Source organism: Glutamicibacter sp. X7 (genome assembly GCF_054889245.1).
Genome location: NZ_CM142678.1, coordinates 1,492,403 through 1,511,684, shown reverse-complemented (window position 1 = coordinate 1,511,684; position 19,282 = coordinate 1,492,403). Strand labels below are relative to the sequence as shown.

Sequence of the window (19,282 nt, the reverse complement as noted above, 5' to 3'; positions counted from 1 at the left end):
CGGGCAACGCCCGACCAAGTGTTGCTAAATTTTCTGTAAACAACCTAGTCAAATAGCATATTCCGCCAGTCCGAGACGCTGCACCCACGGGAACTCGTGCAAAATTTCTTGGGTGCATTGGGTCACATACTCCCCCGTGGCTGTTCCGGGATAAGGATTCCGTGTGGACTCGGTCGTGCACCTAGCAGCGTTCACCCAGGGGTAATCACATACAGTGCTTGAGCCGCCGCTCACGCCGAGCAGGGCCCACGCGTAGGCTGGGTTTCATGGACAGCATGGCGAAGACGACACCCACAGCGCTCGAGACTCTTACGATATTGGGTGCCGGCCAGGTGGGCACCGTGATCGCCGGTGCGGCTGTCGATGCCGGCTACACCACCTATATCTGCGGCTCGGGAGATGCCGAGGTGATTCTTCACGACCCAGTAGTTGTTGAATCCGGAGCCGTTCCCGCCAGCGCTGCGACAGGGATCGCGCGCTCTGAGATGGTGCTCCTCGCCGTTCCGTGGCAGCGGCATCGCGGTATTGACCCCGAGCCACTGGCCGGCAAGATCCTCATTGACGTGATGAACTACTGGGCACCGATCGATGGCCAACTCCACTCGCTTGAGGAGCACACCATCAGTAGTAGCGAAATCGTCGCACAGCACTTTGCTGCAGCCCGCGTCGTTAAAAGCCTCAATCACTTGAGCCAGTACGACCTCGACAACCGACAATTACCACCCGGCGACCCGGGACGTCGCGGAGTGGGTGTGGCCAGTGATGATCAGGACGCAGCGCGGCAAGTGATGCTCCTCGTTGATCAGATCGGGTTCGATCCGGTATTCAGCGGCCCGCTGGCTTCCGGTGCCGCCTTTGAGCCGGGCAGTGAGATTTTTGCCGAGCGGTACACAGCCAGCCAGCTTCGGGAAGCACTCATCCGCGCGCTAGGACAACAATAGGCTGACGCCACTACTCGTGTAGGTCGTCGCTTGCCTGGAGAGTATTCAGTAACACCTCGACGGTCCACTCGTTATGCGGCGACGGGCTCTCGTTCTCGAGGCTCAGGTGAACCGCCACCTCCGCACCGTCAAATTCCGCCAGTACGGCTCGCGCCTGCCGACTCACTTCGATGTGGTCGTTGCCGAACAGCTCGACGTCAAGCAGTGGATCATTACGGTCAATATGGCCGGCGATCTCGCTCAACCCGATCTTGAGTAGTCGATGCAGACTTATGAGGGACGCCGAAGATGGCGCCTTACGCACCAAGAGGACTGCTCGATTCGTTGGTCGGTGCATGATCATCCCCTCCCCACCGTCGGAGTCGGGACTTTGAGCAATAGGCGAGCTTCGGGTGAATGGCCTTTCCGACGCAGGGCCTGCCGCCGGATATGCGAAAGGCCCGAATCCGATCCACTGTTGAATCATGACTCGAGCCTTAGTTTGTGGTGCGCCCCCCGGGACTTGAACCCGGAACCTAATGATTAAGAGTCATTTGCTCTGCCAATTGAGCTAGAGGCGCCCGCTGCGATGTTCTAGAAGTTTCCTTCGCGCTTTCGCAACGAGATAAAACTCTACCAGCAATTTTCGGCGATGCAAATTCGACCGCAAGGTTTTTCTGGTGAACTGCATTACAGTGTGTGACTAGTGACTTCTCTTGACCGATCACTCGATGGACGTATGGTGCAGCTAGGCGCGTCGTGACCACGATTTCCGCCTCAATCAATAGTTCTCGAGGCGATAGGCCCACTACCCAATCTCCTCACCGGGGCTGCCTAGAACCGCAGCGCGAACCGATCGACGCCTCGCTGGAGGATGACGAGATTTGCGCGTTCTCGTACTGGGCCAATCCAGCAGAGCTCGATGGTGTGCAGCGAGCTGGCAACAACGCCAGGCACTGCCCCTCCCCGCACAGCGGTGGCAACAGCGAGGCTTTCCTGCCTCGCCGGGTAGGCCTGCGCACAAGGTAACTACCGGAATGATCGATCGGACACATCGGGAAGAGTATTGTGAGACAACCCCACTGACAGGCCGGTAATTGCGCCACTTACCCGGCGTTGGAACCCGCAAGCGGCTAAGGGCGTTGGTATCCTTGACATCTTGACCGCGTGTGAGCCATTGGCTCATGCAGGCCCAGAGGCGGCGGCACAGGCGGTCACCCGTTGACGCCTGCTTACGCAGCCCGCATCCAAGGAGAAGAACACTACGGTGCAGCACCAACCCTGGCCCCATGTCTCGCGTCGCGCGCTGATCACCGGAACTCTCTCCGCGCTGGCCCTGACCGCGACCGGTTGCACCGCTAAGCAGCCCGTCGGCCCGAGCCCCACGCCAAGCACTTCCCCGAGCGCCACCCCTCCCCGGGTGCTGCGCCTCGCATCGGCGGCCGACCCGCTCGGCTTCGACCCGGCCCTGGTTGGCGACACCGATTCCTTCCGCATTACTCGGCAGGTCTACGAGACACTAATCTCCATCGACACGAGCACCGGTGGCCCCGTGGCCGGGCTGGCCGAAAGCTGGACCGAGAGCGAAGACGGGCTCCGTTACACCTTCACCCTGCGCGAAGGAGTGCAGTTTCATGACGGTGAACCACTGACCGCGAAGGCGGTGGTCGCGAACTTCGAGCGCTGGCAAAAGATGAATGCCGAGCAGCGTGCCGGGTCCGTACAGGGCTTCGATGACGTCTTCCACGTCTCGGCCAAGCTACCGTCGCTGCCCTCGGCCAAGGACATCGAGGCAGACTTCGGCAAATCCGAAGACCTCACTGAAGCCGAGAAGGCCCAGCTGCAGCAGCGGCTCGACCAGCTCAAAAGCATCGAGTCCGCCTTTAAGCACAATTTGTTTACCGGCTCGGGCGACAAGAAATCCGCCAGCTATTTTGAGTCGGTCAATGCCACCGGCGATCGCGAAGTCACCCTCACGCTGCGTCGGCGACTGCCGAGCCTGATTGAGGCCCTCACCCTGCCGGGCATGGCCATCGCCTCGCCCAAAGCCCTGAAGAGTACCGGCACCAAGACACTGTCGGCCGTACCGGTAGGTACCGGCCCCTACCGCTTGAGCTCCTTCTCCGAGGGAGTGGTGAGCCTTGAGCTCAACAAGGACTATTGGAATACCGCACGCGTCGGCGCCAATCCCCAGCATCCCGAACGCGTCGAAGTGGTTTCCATCCCCTCGCCGCATAATCGACTTAACGCGCTACTGGCCGAAGAAGTTGACGGCTTCGATATGGTCTCCGTCGATGTTTTGCGCACCCTGGTGCGCCAGGCCAAGGTCGTGGTGCAACGCGACCCGTTCTCGGTGCTCTATCTGGGGATGAATCACAAGCACAAGTGGCTAGGTAAACCAGCCTTCCGCCACGCCATCGCGCATGCATTGAACAAGGGACAACTCGCCGAGAAGCTGTTCATCAGCGGCACCAAGCAGGCCCACACGATCCTGCCGCCCACGCTCTCCATTCCCGACCCGGATGAAGTACTCGGCCATGACGAGGCAAAGGCCAAAGAACTGCTTAGCGAGCTGAAATACGATGGCGAGCCCATCGAATTCGCCTACCCGCTACGCGTGGCCCGCACCTCGCTGCCGCTGCCCGAACGCACCTTTGCCTACATCGCCGAAGACCTGGCCAAGGTCGGCATCGTCATTAAACCGCGCCCCATCGCGTGGTCCGATGACTACCTGGGCACCGTGCGCTCGGAGAAATTCACCGGCCTGCACCTGCTGGGCTTCTCCGGCGGCTATCGCTCCCCGGATGATTTCATCTCGAGCATTCTGGCGCAGAAAAAGTATGAGTTCGGTTACACCTCCGCACTGCTAGACGCGCAGATTCTGCTCGCTCGATCGCTACCACAGGGCGAAGAACGCACCACTGCGTACCAGCAGATCGTCAACACGCTGAACCAAGACCTACCGCTGATTCCGCTGGTCTACCCCATCTCTGCCTTGGCCTTCAACCCATCGGTGAGCTACTACCCGTCCTCCCCCGTGTTGAACGAAGTGTTCGTTGATACGCAGGTGCAGGTGGCGGCACCAAGTAATGGTTGACGATTTTCACCCTCTCACGTAGTGGGGATACCCTGAGTTAGAGCAAAGTATCACTGTCGATGGAGTTCCTCGTGCCTTCTGAAACGTCAACCGAATCCCTTGACGTAGTCCTCATTGGTGCCGGCATCATGAGTGCCACCTTGGGCACCCTCATTAATGAGCTGGAACCAAGCTGGTCCATTGGTCTCTTTGAGAACCTTGGATCGGCCGGCGAGGAGTCCTCCTCCCCGTGGAATAACGCGGGCACCGGTCACTCGGCGCTGTGCGAATTGAACTACACCCCGGCCAAGGCCGACGGAAGCGTCGATCCCGCCAAGGCCGTGGGCATTAACGAGCAGTACCAGATCTCCCGCCAGTTCTTCTCCTGGGCCGTAGAGAACAAGCGCGCCGGGGCCCCGGAGACGTTCATTCACTCCCTGCCCCACATGTCCTTCGTGATCGGCGAGGACCACTCGAAGTACCTCAAGACCCGTTACGAGGCGTTGAAGCCCAACGCCCTGTTCCAGGAACTGGAGATCACAGAGGATCTGGCCACCATCAACGAGTGGACCCCGCTGGTTGCTGCCGGCCGCGACGAGTCGCAGAAGGTCGCCGCTTCCCGTGTGGTCTCGGGTACCGACGTCGATTTCGGTCGGTTGACCAAGGATCTGACCGCTTCGTTGGCCGCCAAGGGCGCCTCGGTGAACTTCGGTCACAAGGTCGTGGGACTCAAGCGCGAAGGTGCGGGCTGGCTGGTCACCGTGCGCGATAACGCCACCAAGGCCAAGCGCACCATCAAGGCGAAGTTTGTCTTCGTCGGCGCCGGCGGCGGCGCCCTGCCCCTGCTGCAGCAGTCCGGCATCGACGAAATCAAGGGCTTCGGCGGCTTCCCCGTCTCCGGCCAGTTCTTGCGTTGCACCGACGAAAGCGTCAACGCCCAGCACCACGCCAAGGTCTATGGTCAGGCCTCGGTCGGTGCCCCACCGATGTCGGTACCGCACCTGGACACCCGTTTTGTGGACGGCAAGCGTTCGCTGCTCTTCGGCCCATACGCCGGCTTCTCGATGAACTTCCTGAAGTCCACCGGACAGCTGGATCTGCCGCTGTCCCTGCGCCCACACAACATCATCCCGATGCTGGCAGTGGCTAAGGACAACATGTCGCTGACCACCTACCTGATCAAGGAAGTGCTCAAGTCGCGGGCCAAGAAGGATGAGGCCTTGACCGAGTACTACCCGCTCGCCGATGGCTCGAAGTGGGAACTGATCACCGCGGGCCAGCGCGTTCAGGTCATCAAGAAGGACAAGAAAAAGGGCGGCGTGCTGCAGTTCGGTACGGAGGTCATCACCTCCTCGGATGGCACCATCTCCGGTCTGCTCGGTGCCTCCCCCGGCGCGTCGACCGCAACCCCGATCATGATCGGTTTGCTTTCGCGTTGCTTCCCCAAGCAGTTCGGCGGCTGGGAGGCCAAGCTGAAGGAAATCATCCCGTCCTACGGCGTGAAGCTCAACGAGAACGCTGCCTTGTTGGCCGAGGTCACCGCGGCCACTAATAAGAGCCTCAAGCTGGGCTAGGTCCCGGCAGAAGCAAGGCCCCAGGCCAGCTATCCGCACAGCGGGTAGCTGGCCTGGGGCCTTGCTCTATGCTCGCGGGCTGTTTAGAGACTCTCGAGCAACTGCTTCATCTCATCGATTTCGCCCTGCTGGCTGTCGATGATCTTCTGCGCCAAGGCCAAAGCATCGGCATGTTGCCCCTCGTCGAGCTCCTTCTGGGCCATCTTCACCGCCCCTTCATGGTGGCGGATCATTTGTTCGAGGAAGAGCCTATTGAGCTCATCGCCCTGCGCCTTGGCGAGGCGCTGGATCTCTTGCTCGGGAATCATCCCGGAGTGACCCATCTCCGAATGATCCATGGATTCCATGGCCTGATCCCAGTCCTGCATCCACTGCTTCATCTGAGCGATCTCCGGGCCCTGCGCCGCGGCAATCTTTTCCGCCAGCGCACGCACCCTTTCGTCGGTTCCATCGGCCTGCAACACGATCTGCGACATGTCCAGCGCCTGCTGGTGGTGTTCGGCCATCCCAGCGGCAAACATCGCATCTGCGGCATTAGCCTGCGTAGCCGAGGTGCTCGCCGAGGCGGTGGGAGGGTTCGACTCTGCGCCGCCCGGTCCGGCGGTGCTGCATCCGGCGAGGGCCAATGCCGCAACGGCTACGAGAACAGGGTAGGTAAATTTGTGGTTCTTCAACTGTGCATCCATTCGTTCGGGCTCCGCACCGACGGCACGGAGCCGACATAAGTGTTCTTAGATCGTGAGCTTCGGTGAATGGATGGGGGTTTACGTTCGGCTAATGCACAAGCGGTTCAGGTCGGGTGGCTCGAGCGCCAAACGAGCCGTATGCAATAACCGGTGTAGCCGCGTGGCCACGAGTCGACGGCGTAGCCTCACGAGCAGCGTGGGGCCACGGAGCAACACCAGTGCCACCACAAGCAGCAGTACACAGCCGGCGATCTGTGCCCAACAATGTTCTGGAGCTTGCGGAGCCGGGGCGTCCGGCGCGGGAGCTGAGGCGTGCGCTCCATGCGCGCCCTGCTCGTGCTGGCTGATGTGGGCCGCCGCAGACTCTCCGAACGGCTCGGCCGAGGCGAAACTGTGCATGGACATCAGGCCAAGAATGACTGACAGGCTCAGCAAACACAGTGCCAGGGCGCGGCGCCATGAGGCCGCGGGGTTCCCCGTGCGCTGGTTGCTGGCTGTGCTTTTCATCGCAGCTACGTTATCGACGGTCTTTGTGAAAATCCTTAGTTTCTCGACCGGCGTGTGCCGCCGAGATCCTTATACGCCCGCTCGGGTGGCCACAAATGCTCCTGAGATCATCCTTACGATGCAATATCCATCGACAGATACATCTAGCATGGTAACGAGCTGTGTTATTTTCCCTGAGATCTAGGACGTTCTTGCACATGCAACGTTTGGCTGTATTGTCCCTGAAAAACAGGGCGTTGATCGCCCTAGTCACCGTTTTCGTCGGAATCTTCGGCGTGATATCCATGGGTTCACTCAAACAGGAACTCATTCCCAGCCTCGAGTTTCCGCAAATCGCCGTGGTCGCCTCGCAGCCCGGGGCAAGCCCCGAGGTGATTGACCAACAGGTCGCCCAGCCGCTCGAAAGCGCCTTGCAGGCCGTGGAGGGGTTGGAATCGTCCAACGCGGTATCGAGCACCGGGTTCACCTCGATCTCGCTCACCTTGGCTTATGGCACCGACATGGACCGGGCACGCTCCCAGGTGGACAAGGCACTGTCCAATGCCAAGAACGCACTGCCCGAGGACGTGGAGCCCAGTTCATTCACCGGTTCGGTGGCCGATATTCCCATCGTGTATCTTGCCGTGTCTTCCGATAAGAAATTGGAGGAGCTGCGCGACGATGTCGAACGCATCGTCGTACCGAAGCTGAACAAGATCGATGGGGTTCGCGAGGCCGACGTCTCCGGTGGCACCAGCCAGTTCATCTCCGTGCTTCCCGACCAACAGAAGCTCGCCGCCGCACAGCTCACCGCGGCCGACCTGAAAGATGCCATCGAAAACTCCGGTGCCCAATTGCCGGTGGGCACCGTCGAGGCCGACAAACTCTCCCTGCCAGTCATCTCCGGTTCGGCCCCCGACTCGTTGGAGAAGATCCGGCAGATCCCGGTCACCATCGAGGGCAAGGCCCCGAAGTTACTCAAGGATCTAGCCAAGGTCGACATCAAGGCCGATACCGCCACCAGCATCACCCGAACCAATGGGGTGGAAACGTTGGCGCTGTCGGTTACCAAAACCCCCGATGGCGATACCGTGGGCATCTCGCACGCGGTTGCCGAGCAGATCGGGCAATGGCAGCAGGAGCTCGGTTCCAACGCGAAGATCACCACGGTTTTCGATCAGGCGCCCTTCATCGAGCAGTCCATCGAGCAGTTGACCGTGGAAGGCATGCTCGGTCTGGGCTTTGCCATCGTGGTCATCCTGATCTTCTTGTTCTCGCTGCGCTCCACCCTGGTCACCGCCATTTCCATCCCGCTGTCCTTGCTGGTGACCTTCATCGGCATGAACGTTTCCGGGTACACGCTGAACATGCTCACCTTGGGGGCGCTGACCATTTCGATCGGCCGCGTGGTCGATGACTCGATTGTGGTCATTGAAAATATCAAGCGTCACCTGTCCTATGGAGAGTCCAAGAAGCAGGCCATTTTGCTGGCCGTGCGCGAGGTTGCCGGTGCCATTACCGCGGCCACGTTGACCACCGTGGCGGTCTTCCTTCCGGTGGCTCTGGTTTCCGGTCTGGCCGGGGAACTCTTCCGCCCGTTCGCGCTGACCATGACCATTGCGTTGCTGGCCTCACTGGTGGTGTCGCTGTCCATCGTGCCGGTTCTGGCGTACTGGTTCCTCCCGCACCGCCCACAATCGGCCACGACCCACACCGCGCATATCGCCGAGGAACGCGGTTTGCTGCAGCGCGGATACACCCCCGTATTGCGCTCCACTCAGCGGCACCCGGTGATCACGCTAATCGCCTCGGTTCTGATCCTAGGCGGGACCGTGGCCATGACTCCGCTGCTTGACGCCAACCTTTTGGGCAATAGCGGCGAGAATTCCATGAGGGTCACACAGAGCATGCCCTCGGGCACCTCGCTGAACACCACGGTCGAACAGGCCGAGAAGGTTGAAAAAGCGCTCATGGACACCGAGGGCGTTCAGGATGTGCAGCTCACCGTCGGTCAACCCGGCGGCTCGCTATCCTCGAGGTTTGCCTCGGGCGCGGATCAGGCCAGCTTCACCGTGATCACCGATCCGGAGGCGGATCAGGTGGTCTTGCAAAACCGCGTCCGTACCGCGATCGATGATCTCGGCCTGCCCTCCGATCAGCAGGTAACCGTCGGCGCCTCGAACTCCATGGTGGGTGATGACGTGACCGTGGAGGTCAGCGCCCCGGACGAGGATGTTTTGGCAGATGCCACAAAGCGTGTGCGGGAGCAGCTCCGTGACGTCCCGCAGGTCACCGAGGTGGAGGATAATCTCAGCGCGAAGCGCGAACAGGTCACCATCGACATTGATGCGCAGAAGGCCGCCGAGGCCGGGCTGACCGAATCTCAGCTTTCCGGGATCATCGCCGCGCAGGTCTCCCCCATCCCGGCCGGTTCGCTGCGGGTCGGCTTCACCGACTTGCAGGTCAAGATAGGCGAAGGCGAGGAGCTGCGCAACGAGAAGGACCTGCGCGAACTGTCCATCCCCACCGCGACCGGCGTGGTCAAGCTCAAGGAGCTCGCCGAAATCAAGCGCGAGTCCACGGTGCAACAGGTGAGCACCTCCAATGGTGAACGCATCGCCACGGTCTCGCTGACTCCGGCGGAGAACCAGCTACGCGCGGTGTCCACCGAGGTCACCAAGCGTCTGGCCGATCTAGAGTTGCCGCAGGGTGCCAGCGCCGAACTCGGCGGGGCGGCCACCGAACAGGCCGAGTCATTCGGTCAGCTGTTCCTTGCGCTTCTCGCCGCGATTGCCATCGTGTATGTGATCATGGTGGCCACCTTCAAGTCGCTGATCCAGCCGCTGATTCTGCTGGTCTCGATCCCCTTCGCCGCCACCGGCGCCATCGGATTATTGCTATTGACCGGCACTCCGCTGGGCTTGCCCTCGCTGATCGGCATGCTGATGTTGGTGGGCATTGTGGTCACCAACGCGATCGTGCTGATTGACCTGATCAACCAGTACCGGCTGCCCTCCGCCGAACGGCCGGCCCTGAGCCTGAATGACGCCATCATGCATGGCGCCCGTCAACGTCTGCGGCCAATTCTCATGACCGCGGCGGCAACGATTTTCGCGCTCATTCCCATGGGTCTGGGGATCACCGGTCAAAGTGGCTTTATTTCGCAGCCGCTGGCCATCGTGGTGATTGGCGGCCTGTTCTCGTCGACCCTGCTGACGTTGATTCTCGTTCCCGTGCTGTATCGGTTGATCGAGGGGCGTAAGGAACGCACCGCTACCAAGCGGGCAGCCAAACGCGAGGCAAATGCGCACCATTCGGCGACCTCGGCGCAGTCCGCGGCAGAGACCGGGACGGCGATCACCGACTCGGCCGGAACGCCGGCGACCAAGGCAACGCCCGCAACCGAGTCCACCGCGCCCACCGCCCAGGCGACGCCTGCCGCGACAAGCACCCATACGGTCGATGGGCATCCGGTGATCGTGGACCCGATGACCGGGCAGATTCCGTTGACCCGTCGTCAGCGCAAGGAAATTGAAAAGTCGTTGAACACGGAGCACGAGGACCTGTAGTCCCTGGCGCCTTCAACGAACAGTGCCCTCACGATAACAATCGTGAGGGCACTGTTCGTTGTTAGCTGCTGCAGGCTTAGCCGGTGCGGAAGTCGATTAACACCTTGCCGGATTCTTCGCTATCGCGAGCGGTGCGTAACCCTTGCAGTACGTTCGTAACCGCAACGGTGTGCGTCACGATCCCCCGCACATCCAAGGACCCGTCGGCCAGCGCGAGTAGTACTTGGTCGATCTCCTGGTTGAAACGTAGTGCGCCTCGCAGATCCAGTTCGCGGCTGATCGCCGTGGCCATGGGCACCATGACTTCACCTTGCCGCTGTAGTCCCACCATCACCACCACGCCACCGCGCACGGCTGCGTTAATCGCCGATGCCAGACCCGGTACGGTCCCCGAGGCCTCGAGAACCACGTCGACATCGAGGGCATCTAGTGCCGCTCGATCGGCCGCGTCGATCACCTGGTCGGCACCGAGCTTCTGGGCCCGCCGGCGCGGTGCCTCGGCTAGATCACTGAGGATGACCCGCGAGGCGCCATGATGTTTGGCAACGGCCACGCACAGCAACCCGATCGGTCCCCCGCCAACCACCAAGACACTGCGTCCTTCGACGGATCCGGCACGCTCGAGCGCGTGCCAGGCCACGGCGGCCGGTTCGGCAAGGGCCGCGGTCTGCAGGTCCAGCCCCGGAGGCAAGGCTCGGAGCATGCGAGCAGGAAGTGCGATACGGCGGGCAAATGCACCCTGGGTATGCGGCATGTGCGCCGCCGAGCCTAGGTAACAGGCGCCGGGAGCCAGATGTGGTTTGTCGGCGGGCCAGCGGATATCGCCGAGCGGGTGTGGCGTATTTGGATGCACCGCCACGGCGGTGCCCACCGGGGGCGAACTACCGTCGGCCGCCGCGGTGCGCACCGTGCCCACGACCTCATGGCCTAGGACCATTGGTTCACGCAAGATCGAGGCGCCGGCGGCACCCTCCAACCAGTAGTGCAGGTCGGAACCGCAGATGCCACCATAGGCAATCTCGATAACGGCTTCGTCGGGCGCGGGATCTGGTTCGGGAAGGACGTCGACGCGAACGTCACGGGCCGCGTGCGCCACGACGGCAAGATTGGCGCCGGCCTCGGCGCTGACTAATGGATGCTCAGACAACGGAGGTCATCCCGCCATCGACGTAGAGGGTCTGGCCATTGACGAAGCGTGCCGCATCCGAGGCGAGGAATACCAGCGGCCCCACCAGGTCCTCGACCTGGCCCCAGCGGCCGGCCGGGGTGCGTTGCGCAACCCACTGGGAGAACTCCTCATCGGCCACGAGGGCGGCGGTGAGTTCGGTACTGAAGTACCCGGGCGCCAGCGTATTGGCGGTGATCCCGTGCGGTGCCAGTTCGGCGCAGAGCCCTCGGGTCAGCATTGCGATCCCGCCCTTGGTGGCCGCGTACGGGGTAATGTTGGGCCGCGCCAGGCTGGATTGGACCGAGCCGATATTGATGATCCGCCCACTGCCCCGGTCGATCATCCCGCGGGCCACGCGACGCGCCATCAAGAAGGCGCTGGTCAGGTTGGTGTCCACCAGCGTGTGCCAGTCCGCTAGGGAAAAATCGACCAGCGGCGCCCGCAACTGCATTCCCGCATTGTTGACCAGGATGTCCGGCACCCCAAGACTCGATTCGATTTCCCCAAGGGCCGCATCGACGGCGGCCTCGTCGGTTACGTCGAAGGAACTGGCGTGCACCGCGCCTCCGCTTCCTTCGGCGATCTGCCGGGCCGTGGCGTTCACGGCTTCAAGGTTCCGTCCGTGGACGACCACGGTGGCTCCGGCCTGCGCAAGCCCGGCGGCTAGGGCCCGTCCGATGCCGCGGGAGCTTCCGGTCACCAGAGCCAGTTGGCCGGTCAGGTCGAATGCATTAGTTTGTGCTGTGCTCAATGTTGATCTCCAATCGTGACGGACTCATCGGCCGCAAAGGAGGTGCGGGCCGACACCGCCGAGGCTCCGGCTCCCACGCTACCGGCCAGCCACACATCGTCCCCGGCTTCCACCGCTGAAATCTTGACTGCGTCGTCGGTGCGCGTCAGGTCCCGACGCAAGGTTTCGGGCACCAGGTATGTCGAGGCCACGGTGATGGCGGCCAGGGAAGCCATGTAGAGCCCGAGCACTAGCCAATTCGCATCGGTCACGGCAATCAGATAGGCACCGAGGACGCCTGCCAGGCCTCCGGCCAGCACCGCGGAGATCTCGCGCGCCATGGCCACACCGAGGTAGCGGTGTCGACTACCGAACAGCTCGGGCAGCATGGCGCACTGCGGGCCAAGCATGGTGCACACGGCCACGCCGATGCCGACGGCGATCACCGCGATGGCCAACACGTGGCTGCCCAAGGTCAGCGCCCACCACGCCGGCACGGAATAGCACAGCATAAACAGGGCACCTACTCGGTAGATCACGCGACGACCGAAACGGTCCGACAAGGCCCCGGCGAATGGTACCGAGAAGACACCGATCAGCGAGCCGATGGTCACACCCCAGGTGAGTAGGCCCTTATCCGCTTCTGGTCCGACCACCGCAACGAAGAAGCTCAACGCCAGTCCTTGGAACATGTAGGATCCGCCGTTTTCGGCCATGCGCAACCCGATACCTACCAGGACGCCGGGGAATCCGGTGCGGAACAACTCGCGCATGGGGTGTTCCGAGACCTGCTCGTGTTTTTCCATTTCCACGAAGGTCGGGGTTTCTTCGAGTTTGGCTCGGATAAATACTGCCAAGAGGATGAGCGCGAAGGACGCTAGGAAGGGTACGCGCCAGCCCCACGACATGAGTGCCTCTTCGGGTAGCAGCGTCAGGAGCGAGAAGACCACGGCGGCCAGCAGGGTGCCGGCTTGGATGCCGATAAACGGAAGTGCGGAGAAGAATCCACGGCGCGCTGGCGGTGCGTACTCGGCCATCAGCACCGTGGCTCCGGCCTGTTCGGCTCCGGCGCCAAAGCCTTGCAGGAGCCTGAGCAGAACCAACAGAACTGGGGCCCACATGCCCGCCATCTCGTAGGTCGGCAGAACCCCGATCAACGTTGAGGCACCGCCCATAAGCATGATGGTCACGATCAGCACGAGCTTGCGCCCGAGCCGGTCACCGAGCATGCCGAAGAACAATCCACCAAAGGGACGTGCCACAAAGCCCACGCCGAAGGTCGCGAAGGCCGCGACCGTGGCCATGGCCGGGTCACCCTGCGGGAAGAACAGGACGTTGAAGATCAGGGCGGTGGCCAGCCCATAGAGCGCAAAGTCGAAATACTCCAATGCGCTGCCGATGCTGGCAGCCAGAGTGGCGCGCTGTAGGTTCTTGGCGTAGTTCGCGTCCGTGGCGGAACCACCCGACCCCGGGGATGAGGATGCGATGACGTTCATGCGAGTCTCCTTCGACGAGTAAGTGAGTGAGATCACTTCTAGCTGTGCATCGAATGTACCAGCATAGCGAACGTCGTACAACCTACTGAACGATTAACTTTCAACGCCGTCCGCCCGACCGCACAACAAGAAGAGCCCGTACCCCAGTGGGTACGGGCTCTTAGAAGCTTCGGATGAATGGGTGGACGGTCTAATCTCGGGCGGTGCGGGCACGCCAAGGGTTTTCAAGTCGCGCCGCGACCTCGCGCAGTGCCGTGCCAATGGCGGCAATGCGCACCGGGTCGGCTTGATCTGCGGGAATTGCTGTTCCTAGCGCCAACGGTGGATCACCTGGCGACCATGCCGGCAGGGGCACGGCGACGCCGATCACGCCTACGGTCGAATGCCCCTCATCGAGGGCATAACCGCGCTCTCGGGCCTGGAGCAATTCGCGCTGAACTTCCTCCAGGGTGAGCTCAAGGCCATCGACCCCGCTACGCAAGGGCAGGATCGGACCAAGCAGGCTCTCCACCTCGTCATCCGACAGAGACATCAGCAGCGCATTGCCGGCGGCGCTGAACACCGCAGGCAGCCGTGAACCCAACGGGGTTCCGAACCGATAGGGAGCTCGACCTTCGTGCCGGGCGAGATACAAGGCGTCCGTCTGGTCGAGCATGGCGATCTGCACTACTTCGCCCCGTAAGGTCGGTGATGATGAGATCAGGCCGAAGAATTCGCGTACCTGGTTGAACTGAAGCGCATAGGCCCCGCCAAGCTCTGCCGTGCGACGCCCGAGGGAAAAACCGTCACTGGTACGCCGGATCATCTCCCCGTCTTCGAGGGCTTGGCAGAGATTGGCGCATGAGGACTTGGCAATGCCAAGGGTGCGGGCCATTTCGCTCAATGAAATAGCTCGGCCCTCCGATTCGGCTAAAAGACCCATGATCGCTATGGCACGGGTAACCGCAGGCGCGGGATCGCGCGTTACACGATCACCGGCAGCATTATCGGCGTCAGCTGGGCCTTCATTGTCGCTTCTCATCAGTAAAACTCTACGGTATCCACCCGGTTTCGCAACGGCTTCCCGTCAAGCAATCGCGTGGCGTTCGAAGCGAACAGTCTGGCAATTCGGCTAGTTTCTTGCGCACTGAGCGCGGCCGTATGCGGGCTAATTAACACGTTCGGGTGCTGCCACAACGGACTATCCTCAGGCAATGGCTCCTGAGCCACGACGTCGAGAGCCGCGAATCCAATACGCCCGTCATTAAGTGCCGGTAGTAGCGCCGACTCATCCACCACCGCGCCCCGACCCACATTGACCAGAATGGTATCCGGGCGCACCGATGCGAAGACCTCCGCTCCGATAAGCCCTTCGGTGCTCGCCGTTCCTGGCAGCGTCGCAACGATGGCATCAACCTGCGAAGCTGCTTGCGCCAAGTGCTCTGGATCGATCAGCCGATCCACCCCGGGGACAGGGCGCCCACTGCGCGAGGTGCCCCACACGGTGGATCCGCAGGCCTTGAAGCGCTCGACAACGGCGCTTCCGATTCCCCCGAGCCCCACGACCAAGACCGTCATCTCATCGAGATGACGCATCCGCCAGCGTTCGCTGGGCCAGTTTTTCCTAGCCTGGTCGGCTTCGAGTTTGCGCAAGTTTTTCGCTCCGGCCAGCACCCCAAAGAGAGCAAATTCCGCCAGTGTCGAACCATGGACTCCAGCGCTGGTCGTAAAGGCCACTCGTTCAAGCTCCGTCGCCGAAAGTCCCGCCGCCTTGACCTGGGCGCCGCCGCCAGCCGCCGTGGTGTGCACCCAGCGCAGATCCTGATTGGCATGCACGCTTTGGGTCAGTAGTGCCGGATTGACGTCAGGAATACCGAACAGGGCGTCCACCGAATGCAGCATCTGCGTGAACTTCGCGTTCTGCTCGGAGGTTCGAGTGAAGCGAGGATCCCCCTCCCAGTCACCATCCCAACGCTGTGGTCGATTGAGTTCTGGGTCGTGCACGAGCTCTAGGCGCGGCTCGAGTTCGCGCAGGAGCTGAACGTCGGCCAGCGGCAGGTCGACGGCGATTCCCACGCGAAGGCGCTGTGGTGTGGAGGTCATTTGGTCTCACGTCCTTTCGTTTAGTGACAGCATAACGGCTTGGCCAGTATATTGAACAGAGTTCTTCATATTGTCCTGCGCTTTATCCCGAAACCACCGCCCCGGAGGCAAGTGCAATGACCAGCACCTCGAACCATCCCGAGCAACGGGTAGGCATCATCGGACTCGGCGCCATGGGCCGCCCCATGGCGCGACACCTGGCAACAGCCCATGGCTCGGTCGCTATCACCTCTCGTCGCCCCAAACATGAGGTCATAGCAGACCTCAATGCTGGGACAAACACTCCCGCGTCGGCATTCAGATGGAACAGCAACGCCAACGACATGGCAACGGATTGCGACGCAATCCTACTCATGCTGCCCGACCTGCCGCAGATCCGAGAGTACCTCGAAGGCCCAGACGGGCTCCTGGCAGGCCTTACTCATCGCCCAGGCCAGTCCCCCGCCCTTCTGCTGATCATAGGATCCACGTGCTCGGCCGTTGGCATGCGACAGCTGGCGGCGGATCTTCACGAGCGGTATGGCGAACGAGTCGACGTTGTCGATGCCCCCGTATCCGGCGGCGAAGACGGCGCCGAGGCAGGCGCACTGTCGATCATGCTCGGGGGCACCGCCCCCTCGTGCGCGCGAGCCGCAGAAGTTCTAGCACCATGCGGCACGCCGGTCAGGCTAGGGGGCGTAGGATCCGGACAAGTCGCCAAGGCATGCAACCAGTTGGTGGTTGGCGCAACCATATTTGCCCTTGGCGAGGCCTCGGTCCTGGCCGAGCGCTCTGGCCTTGACCTAGCTGCCATGTGGGATCTGCTGGGTGGTGGATACGCCTCGTCGAGATTGCTTGATAGCCGCAAGGAGCGCTTGGTGACGAATGACGACTCACCATCCGGTGCCATCAAGTATTTACTCAAAGACCTGCAATCCGCCCAGGAGATCGCCCGGGACACCGCGGTGAATGCGACCCTATTGCCGACCCTGCAACAGGCAGTACTTGAAGTAATCAACGCAGGGCTTGGCGACAGGGACCTGTCCGTGACCAAGCGCTTTACCGCAGAGCGCTGAGATACCGTCGCGGACATCACTAGGTGCGAGGAACTCGCCGGATGAATCACGGGAATAATTGACGCTTCAGCTTGTTATTACATGCATACGCATATAAATTGGTCGGTGGCAGGTACACCTACCTCAGCAACCCGAAGGAGCCCACCATGCAGTTCGGCGTCTTTTCCGTCAGTGATATTACGCGCGACCCCACCACCGGCAAGGTGCCCACCGAGAAGGAGCGCATCGACGCAATCGTGGCCATCGCCAAGAAGGTCGAAGAGATCGGCATGGACGTCTTCGCCCTCGGTGAGCACCACAACCGCCCGTTTTTCTCTTCCTCGCCAACCACCACCTTGGCCTTTATCGCGGCTCAGACCGAACGCATTATCCTGTCCACCGCGACCACGCTGATCACCACAAACGATCCGGTGAAGATTGCAGAAGACTTCGCCATGCTCCAGCATCTGTCGAACGGACGCGTGGATTTGGTGCTCGGACGTGGCAACACCGGTCCGGTTTACCCATGGTTCGGGAAGAACATTCAGGATTCGGTGAACCTCACCGTGGAAAACTACAGCCTGCTTCGCAAGCTCTGGGACGAGGACGTTGTGAACTGGGAGGGCCGCTACCGCACGCCGCTACAGAACTTCACCTCTACCCCGCGTCCGCTGGATGGTGTAGCTCCCTTTGTATGGCATGGGTCAATTCGCACCCCACAGGTAGCCGAAATCGCCGCCTACTACGGCGACGGATTCTTCGCCAACAACATCTTCTGGCCGAAGGAGCACTATCAGCAGCTCATCGGGCTCTACCGCGAGCGCTACGAACACTATGGCCACGGTCGAGCCGACCAGGCAGTGGTTGGTCTGGGAGGCCAGTTCTACATGGCCAAAAATTCTCAAGACGCGGTGCGCGAGTTCCGCCCGTACTTCGATAACGCCCCGGTCTATGGGCACGGCCCGTCGCTGGAAGATTTCACGTCCCAGACTCCGCTCACCGTCGGCTCACCACAGGAAGTCATCGAGAAGACCCTGACGTTCCAGGAGTACTTCGGTGACTACCAGCGACAGCTCTTCCTGGTTGACCACGCTGGGTTGCCTCTCAAGACCGTCCTGAATCAGCTCGACATGTTTGGTGAGCACGTACTGCCGACCTTGCGCAAGGAAATGGAAGCACGCGCCCCGCAAGACCTAACCCCGGCTCCGACTCATGCCGGTCTCGTCGCGGCGCGGGACGCCAAGCTCGCCGCTCAGGGCGCAGAACGGAGCGAAGGCGATGACCGAAAGCTCTAAGAATCAAGCCGGCATTCGCACCGTGGCCGAAAGCTGGGAGGCTCTCTTCCGTGCCCAGGTGGAAGTAATGCGCCGAATCAGCACCATGGAAGAGTTCGGTGAACTGTCCATCCGCGAGTATGACGTGCTGTTTAATCTGCGCAACTGCCCGCAAGACCGCAGCCGCATGGTGGACCTGAATAAGCACCTGCTGATCTCTCAACCGAGCCTCAGCCGCATGATCAATCGCCTCGAGTCTCGCGGCCTCGTGCAACGCGAGGTGGACGAGGGAGATCACCGAGCACAGTCGCTATCGCTGACCGACGCCGGGCGGGAGCTTCAAGCGAAGATTGGTCGGTCGCATATGCAACACCTGCACCAACTCATGGGACGGGCGCTGGAGGAGTCGGAGTTCCTCGAACTGCAGCGTCTTTGCCAGAAATTGCGCGGTAACCTGCTCGCAGATTAGGCGGTCAAAGTAAGCTCGTTGTCCCGATGATACGGTCCGGGACAACGAGCTTACTTGTAGAACCCTTCGCGCAGGTTGATTCCATATTCCAGCCACATTTTCATTGCGGCCAGCATGCCGGTCCACCCCATGCAATTACCAAAGGCCGCACGTGATCCTTCGACGCTCAGTGGCCACGCGGATTCGGTGATCCGCACCTCGGTACGCGCACCACCGTCGACCGGCACAAACTCGAACAGCACTCGAGTATCGGCTTCCTCGCCCAATGGCGCACTGGAAGCCCAGAACAGTTCAATGCTCTGCTCGGCCACCACCTCACCGACGCGGACCTCGAAACGCCCCGGAAAGTCGTGAAAGTCCCAACTGACCTCGGCACCCGTTTCAAGGCGGCCGTGTGCCTCGCCCGTGGTGAAATACGCCGAAAGTTGCTGCGGGTCGGCGACCGCTTCAAACACCTCAGATGGTGGGCGCGAGATAAAACCATTGACGGTGAACGATAGATCGGTCAATTGCCCGTCACCGGGAAGCTCGGAAGAAGTCATATCCCGATCCTCGTCTGCGCGAGAGAGAAATTCAACCGTGAAGAACCAGTAAATACGTGCGCAGAGTCAGCGGTATTGCTGCCTACGGCCGGGCACGGGACCATCTGGTTCGTGGTGCGCACGGAACGGCTGGGAAGAACCGAACTACTCACCCGGCAAATAGCTCAAGCGGCGCG

16 protein-coding genes and 1 tRNA gene are annotated in these 19,282 nt (G+C 61.4%); 8 read left to right on the top strand and 9 right to left on the bottom strand.

Going from position 1 to position 19,282, the window contains the following annotated elements:
- The first annotated feature begins 266 nt into the window (after positions 1 to 266).
- Positions 267 to 941, top strand: a complete 675-nt coding sequence (locus ACYU0X_RS07410) for an NADPH-dependent F420 reductase (protein ID WP_461902606.1) — start codon at positions 267 to 269, stop codon at positions 939 to 941.
- 106 nt (positions 942 to 1,047) lie between these two features.
- Positions 1,048 to 1,200 carry a hypothetical protein gene (locus ACYU0X_RS07405; RefSeq protein ID WP_418909064.1) on the top strand — a complete coding sequence of 51 codons (153 nt, stop codon included), beginning with the start codon at positions 1,048 to 1,050 and terminating at the stop codon, positions 1,198 to 1,200.
- Positions 1,201 to 1,425: 225 nt separating this feature from the next.
- On the opposite strand, the gene ACYU0X_RS07400 is transcribed toward ACYU0X_RS07405, so the two are convergent.
- Positions 1,426 to 1,501: transfer RNA gene (locus tag ACYU0X_RS07400), tRNA-Lys, on the bottom strand.
- Positions 1,502 to 2,187: 686 nt separating this feature from the next.
- Here ACYU0X_RS07400 and ACYU0X_RS07395 point away from each other — a divergent pair.
- A complete protein-coding gene (locus ACYU0X_RS07395) occupies positions 2,188 to 4,017 on the top strand; it encodes an ABC transporter substrate-binding protein (RefSeq protein WP_461902605.1) in 1,830 nt (609 codons plus the stop codon).
- 59 nt (positions 4,018 to 4,076) lie between these two features.
- Complete coding sequence (locus tag ACYU0X_RS07390; protein ID WP_461902604.1) at positions 4,077 to 5,570, top strand: malate:quinone oxidoreductase; 1,494 nt, start codon at positions 4,077 to 4,079, stop codon at positions 5,568 to 5,570.
- Positions 5,571 to 5,653: 83 nt separating this feature from the next.
- Here ACYU0X_RS07390 and ACYU0X_RS07385 read toward each other — a convergent pair whose 3' ends face one another.
- Together ACYU0X_RS07385 and ACYU0X_RS07380 are read right to left on the bottom strand one after the other, a co-directional pair.
- Positions 5,654 to 6,244, bottom strand: a complete 591-nt coding sequence (locus ACYU0X_RS07385; RefSeq protein WP_461902603.1) for a DUF305 domain-containing protein — start codon at positions 6,242 to 6,244, stop codon at positions 5,654 to 5,656.
- Between the two features lie 90 nt (positions 6,245 to 6,334).
- Positions 6,335 to 6,763, bottom strand: coding sequence for a hypothetical protein (locus ACYU0X_RS07380; RefSeq protein WP_461902602.1), 429 nt, complete (start codon positions 6,761 to 6,763; stop codon positions 6,335 to 6,337).
- 197 nt (positions 6,764 to 6,960) lie between these two features.
- On the opposite strand from ACYU0X_RS07380, the gene ACYU0X_RS07375 reads away from it, so the two are divergent.
- The gene (locus ACYU0X_RS07375) at positions 6,961 to 10,311 is read left to right on the top strand and encodes an efflux RND transporter permease subunit (protein WP_461902601.1); all 3,351 of its coding nucleotides are present in this window, start codon (positions 6,961 to 6,963) and stop codon (positions 10,309 to 10,311) included.
- 76 nt (positions 10,312 to 10,387) lie between these two features.
- Here the strand turns inward: ACYU0X_RS07375 and ACYU0X_RS07370 are convergent, their stop codons facing one another.
- From ACYU0X_RS07370 to ACYU0X_RS07350, 5 genes are all read right to left on the bottom strand, one after another.
- Complete coding sequence (locus tag ACYU0X_RS07370; RefSeq protein WP_461902600.1) at positions 10,388 to 11,458, bottom strand: zinc-binding dehydrogenase; 1,071 nt, start codon at positions 11,456 to 11,458, stop codon at positions 10,388 to 10,390.
- Positions 11,451 to 12,230 carry an SDR family oxidoreductase gene (locus tag ACYU0X_RS07365; RefSeq protein ID WP_461902599.1) on the bottom strand — a complete coding sequence of 260 codons (780 nt, stop codon included), beginning with the start codon at positions 12,228 to 12,230 and terminating at the stop codon, positions 11,451 to 11,453. Before ACYU0X_RS07365 ends, ACYU0X_RS07370 begins: the two co-directional genes overlap by 8 nt.
- The gene (locus ACYU0X_RS07360; protein ID WP_461902598.1) at positions 12,227 to 13,705 is read right to left on the bottom strand and encodes an MFS transporter; all 1,479 of its coding nucleotides are present in this window, start codon (positions 13,703 to 13,705) and stop codon (positions 12,227 to 12,229) included. The genes ACYU0X_RS07365 and ACYU0X_RS07360 overlap by 4 nt, the downstream gene beginning before the upstream one ends.
- 190 nt (positions 13,706 to 13,895) lie before the next feature.
- A complete protein-coding gene (locus tag ACYU0X_RS07355; protein ID WP_461902597.1) occupies positions 13,896 to 14,726 on the bottom strand; it encodes an IclR family transcriptional regulator in 831 nt (276 codons plus the stop codon).
- Positions 14,726 to 15,787: a D-2-hydroxyacid dehydrogenase gene (locus ACYU0X_RS07350; protein WP_461902596.1), complete on the bottom strand. Its 1,062-nt coding sequence runs from the start codon at positions 15,785 to 15,787 to the stop codon at positions 14,726 to 14,728. Before ACYU0X_RS07350 ends, ACYU0X_RS07355 begins: the two co-directional genes overlap by 1 nt.
- Positions 15,788 to 15,903: 116 nt before the next feature.
- On the opposite strand from ACYU0X_RS07350, the gene ACYU0X_RS07345 reads away from it, so the two are divergent.
- The 3 genes from ACYU0X_RS07345 (at position 15,904) to ACYU0X_RS07335 (ending at position 18,564) form a co-directional block, all read left to right on the top strand.
- Positions 15,904 to 16,842: an NAD(P)-dependent oxidoreductase gene (locus ACYU0X_RS07345; RefSeq protein ID WP_461902595.1), complete on the top strand. Its 939-nt coding sequence runs from the start codon at positions 15,904 to 15,906 to the stop codon at positions 16,840 to 16,842.
- 146 nt (positions 16,843 to 16,988) lie between these two features.
- Entirely contained in the window at positions 16,989 to 18,116 is a 1,128-nt protein-coding gene (locus ACYU0X_RS07340; RefSeq protein ID WP_461902594.1) for an LLM class flavin-dependent oxidoreductase, read from the top strand.
- Positions 18,100 to 18,564, top strand: a complete 465-nt coding sequence (locus tag ACYU0X_RS07335) for a MarR family winged helix-turn-helix transcriptional regulator (RefSeq protein WP_461902593.1) — start codon at positions 18,100 to 18,102, stop codon at positions 18,562 to 18,564. The genes ACYU0X_RS07340 and ACYU0X_RS07335 overlap by 17 nt, the downstream gene beginning before the upstream one ends.
- A 50-nt stretch (positions 18,565 to 18,614) precedes the next feature.
- Here the strand turns inward: ACYU0X_RS07335 and ACYU0X_RS07330 are convergent, their stop codons facing one another.
- Complete coding sequence (locus tag ACYU0X_RS07330) at positions 18,615 to 19,106, bottom strand: SRPBCC domain-containing protein (RefSeq protein WP_461902592.1); 492 nt, start codon at positions 19,104 to 19,106, stop codon at positions 18,615 to 18,617.
- Between the last annotated feature and the right edge of the window lie 176 nt (positions 19,107 to 19,282).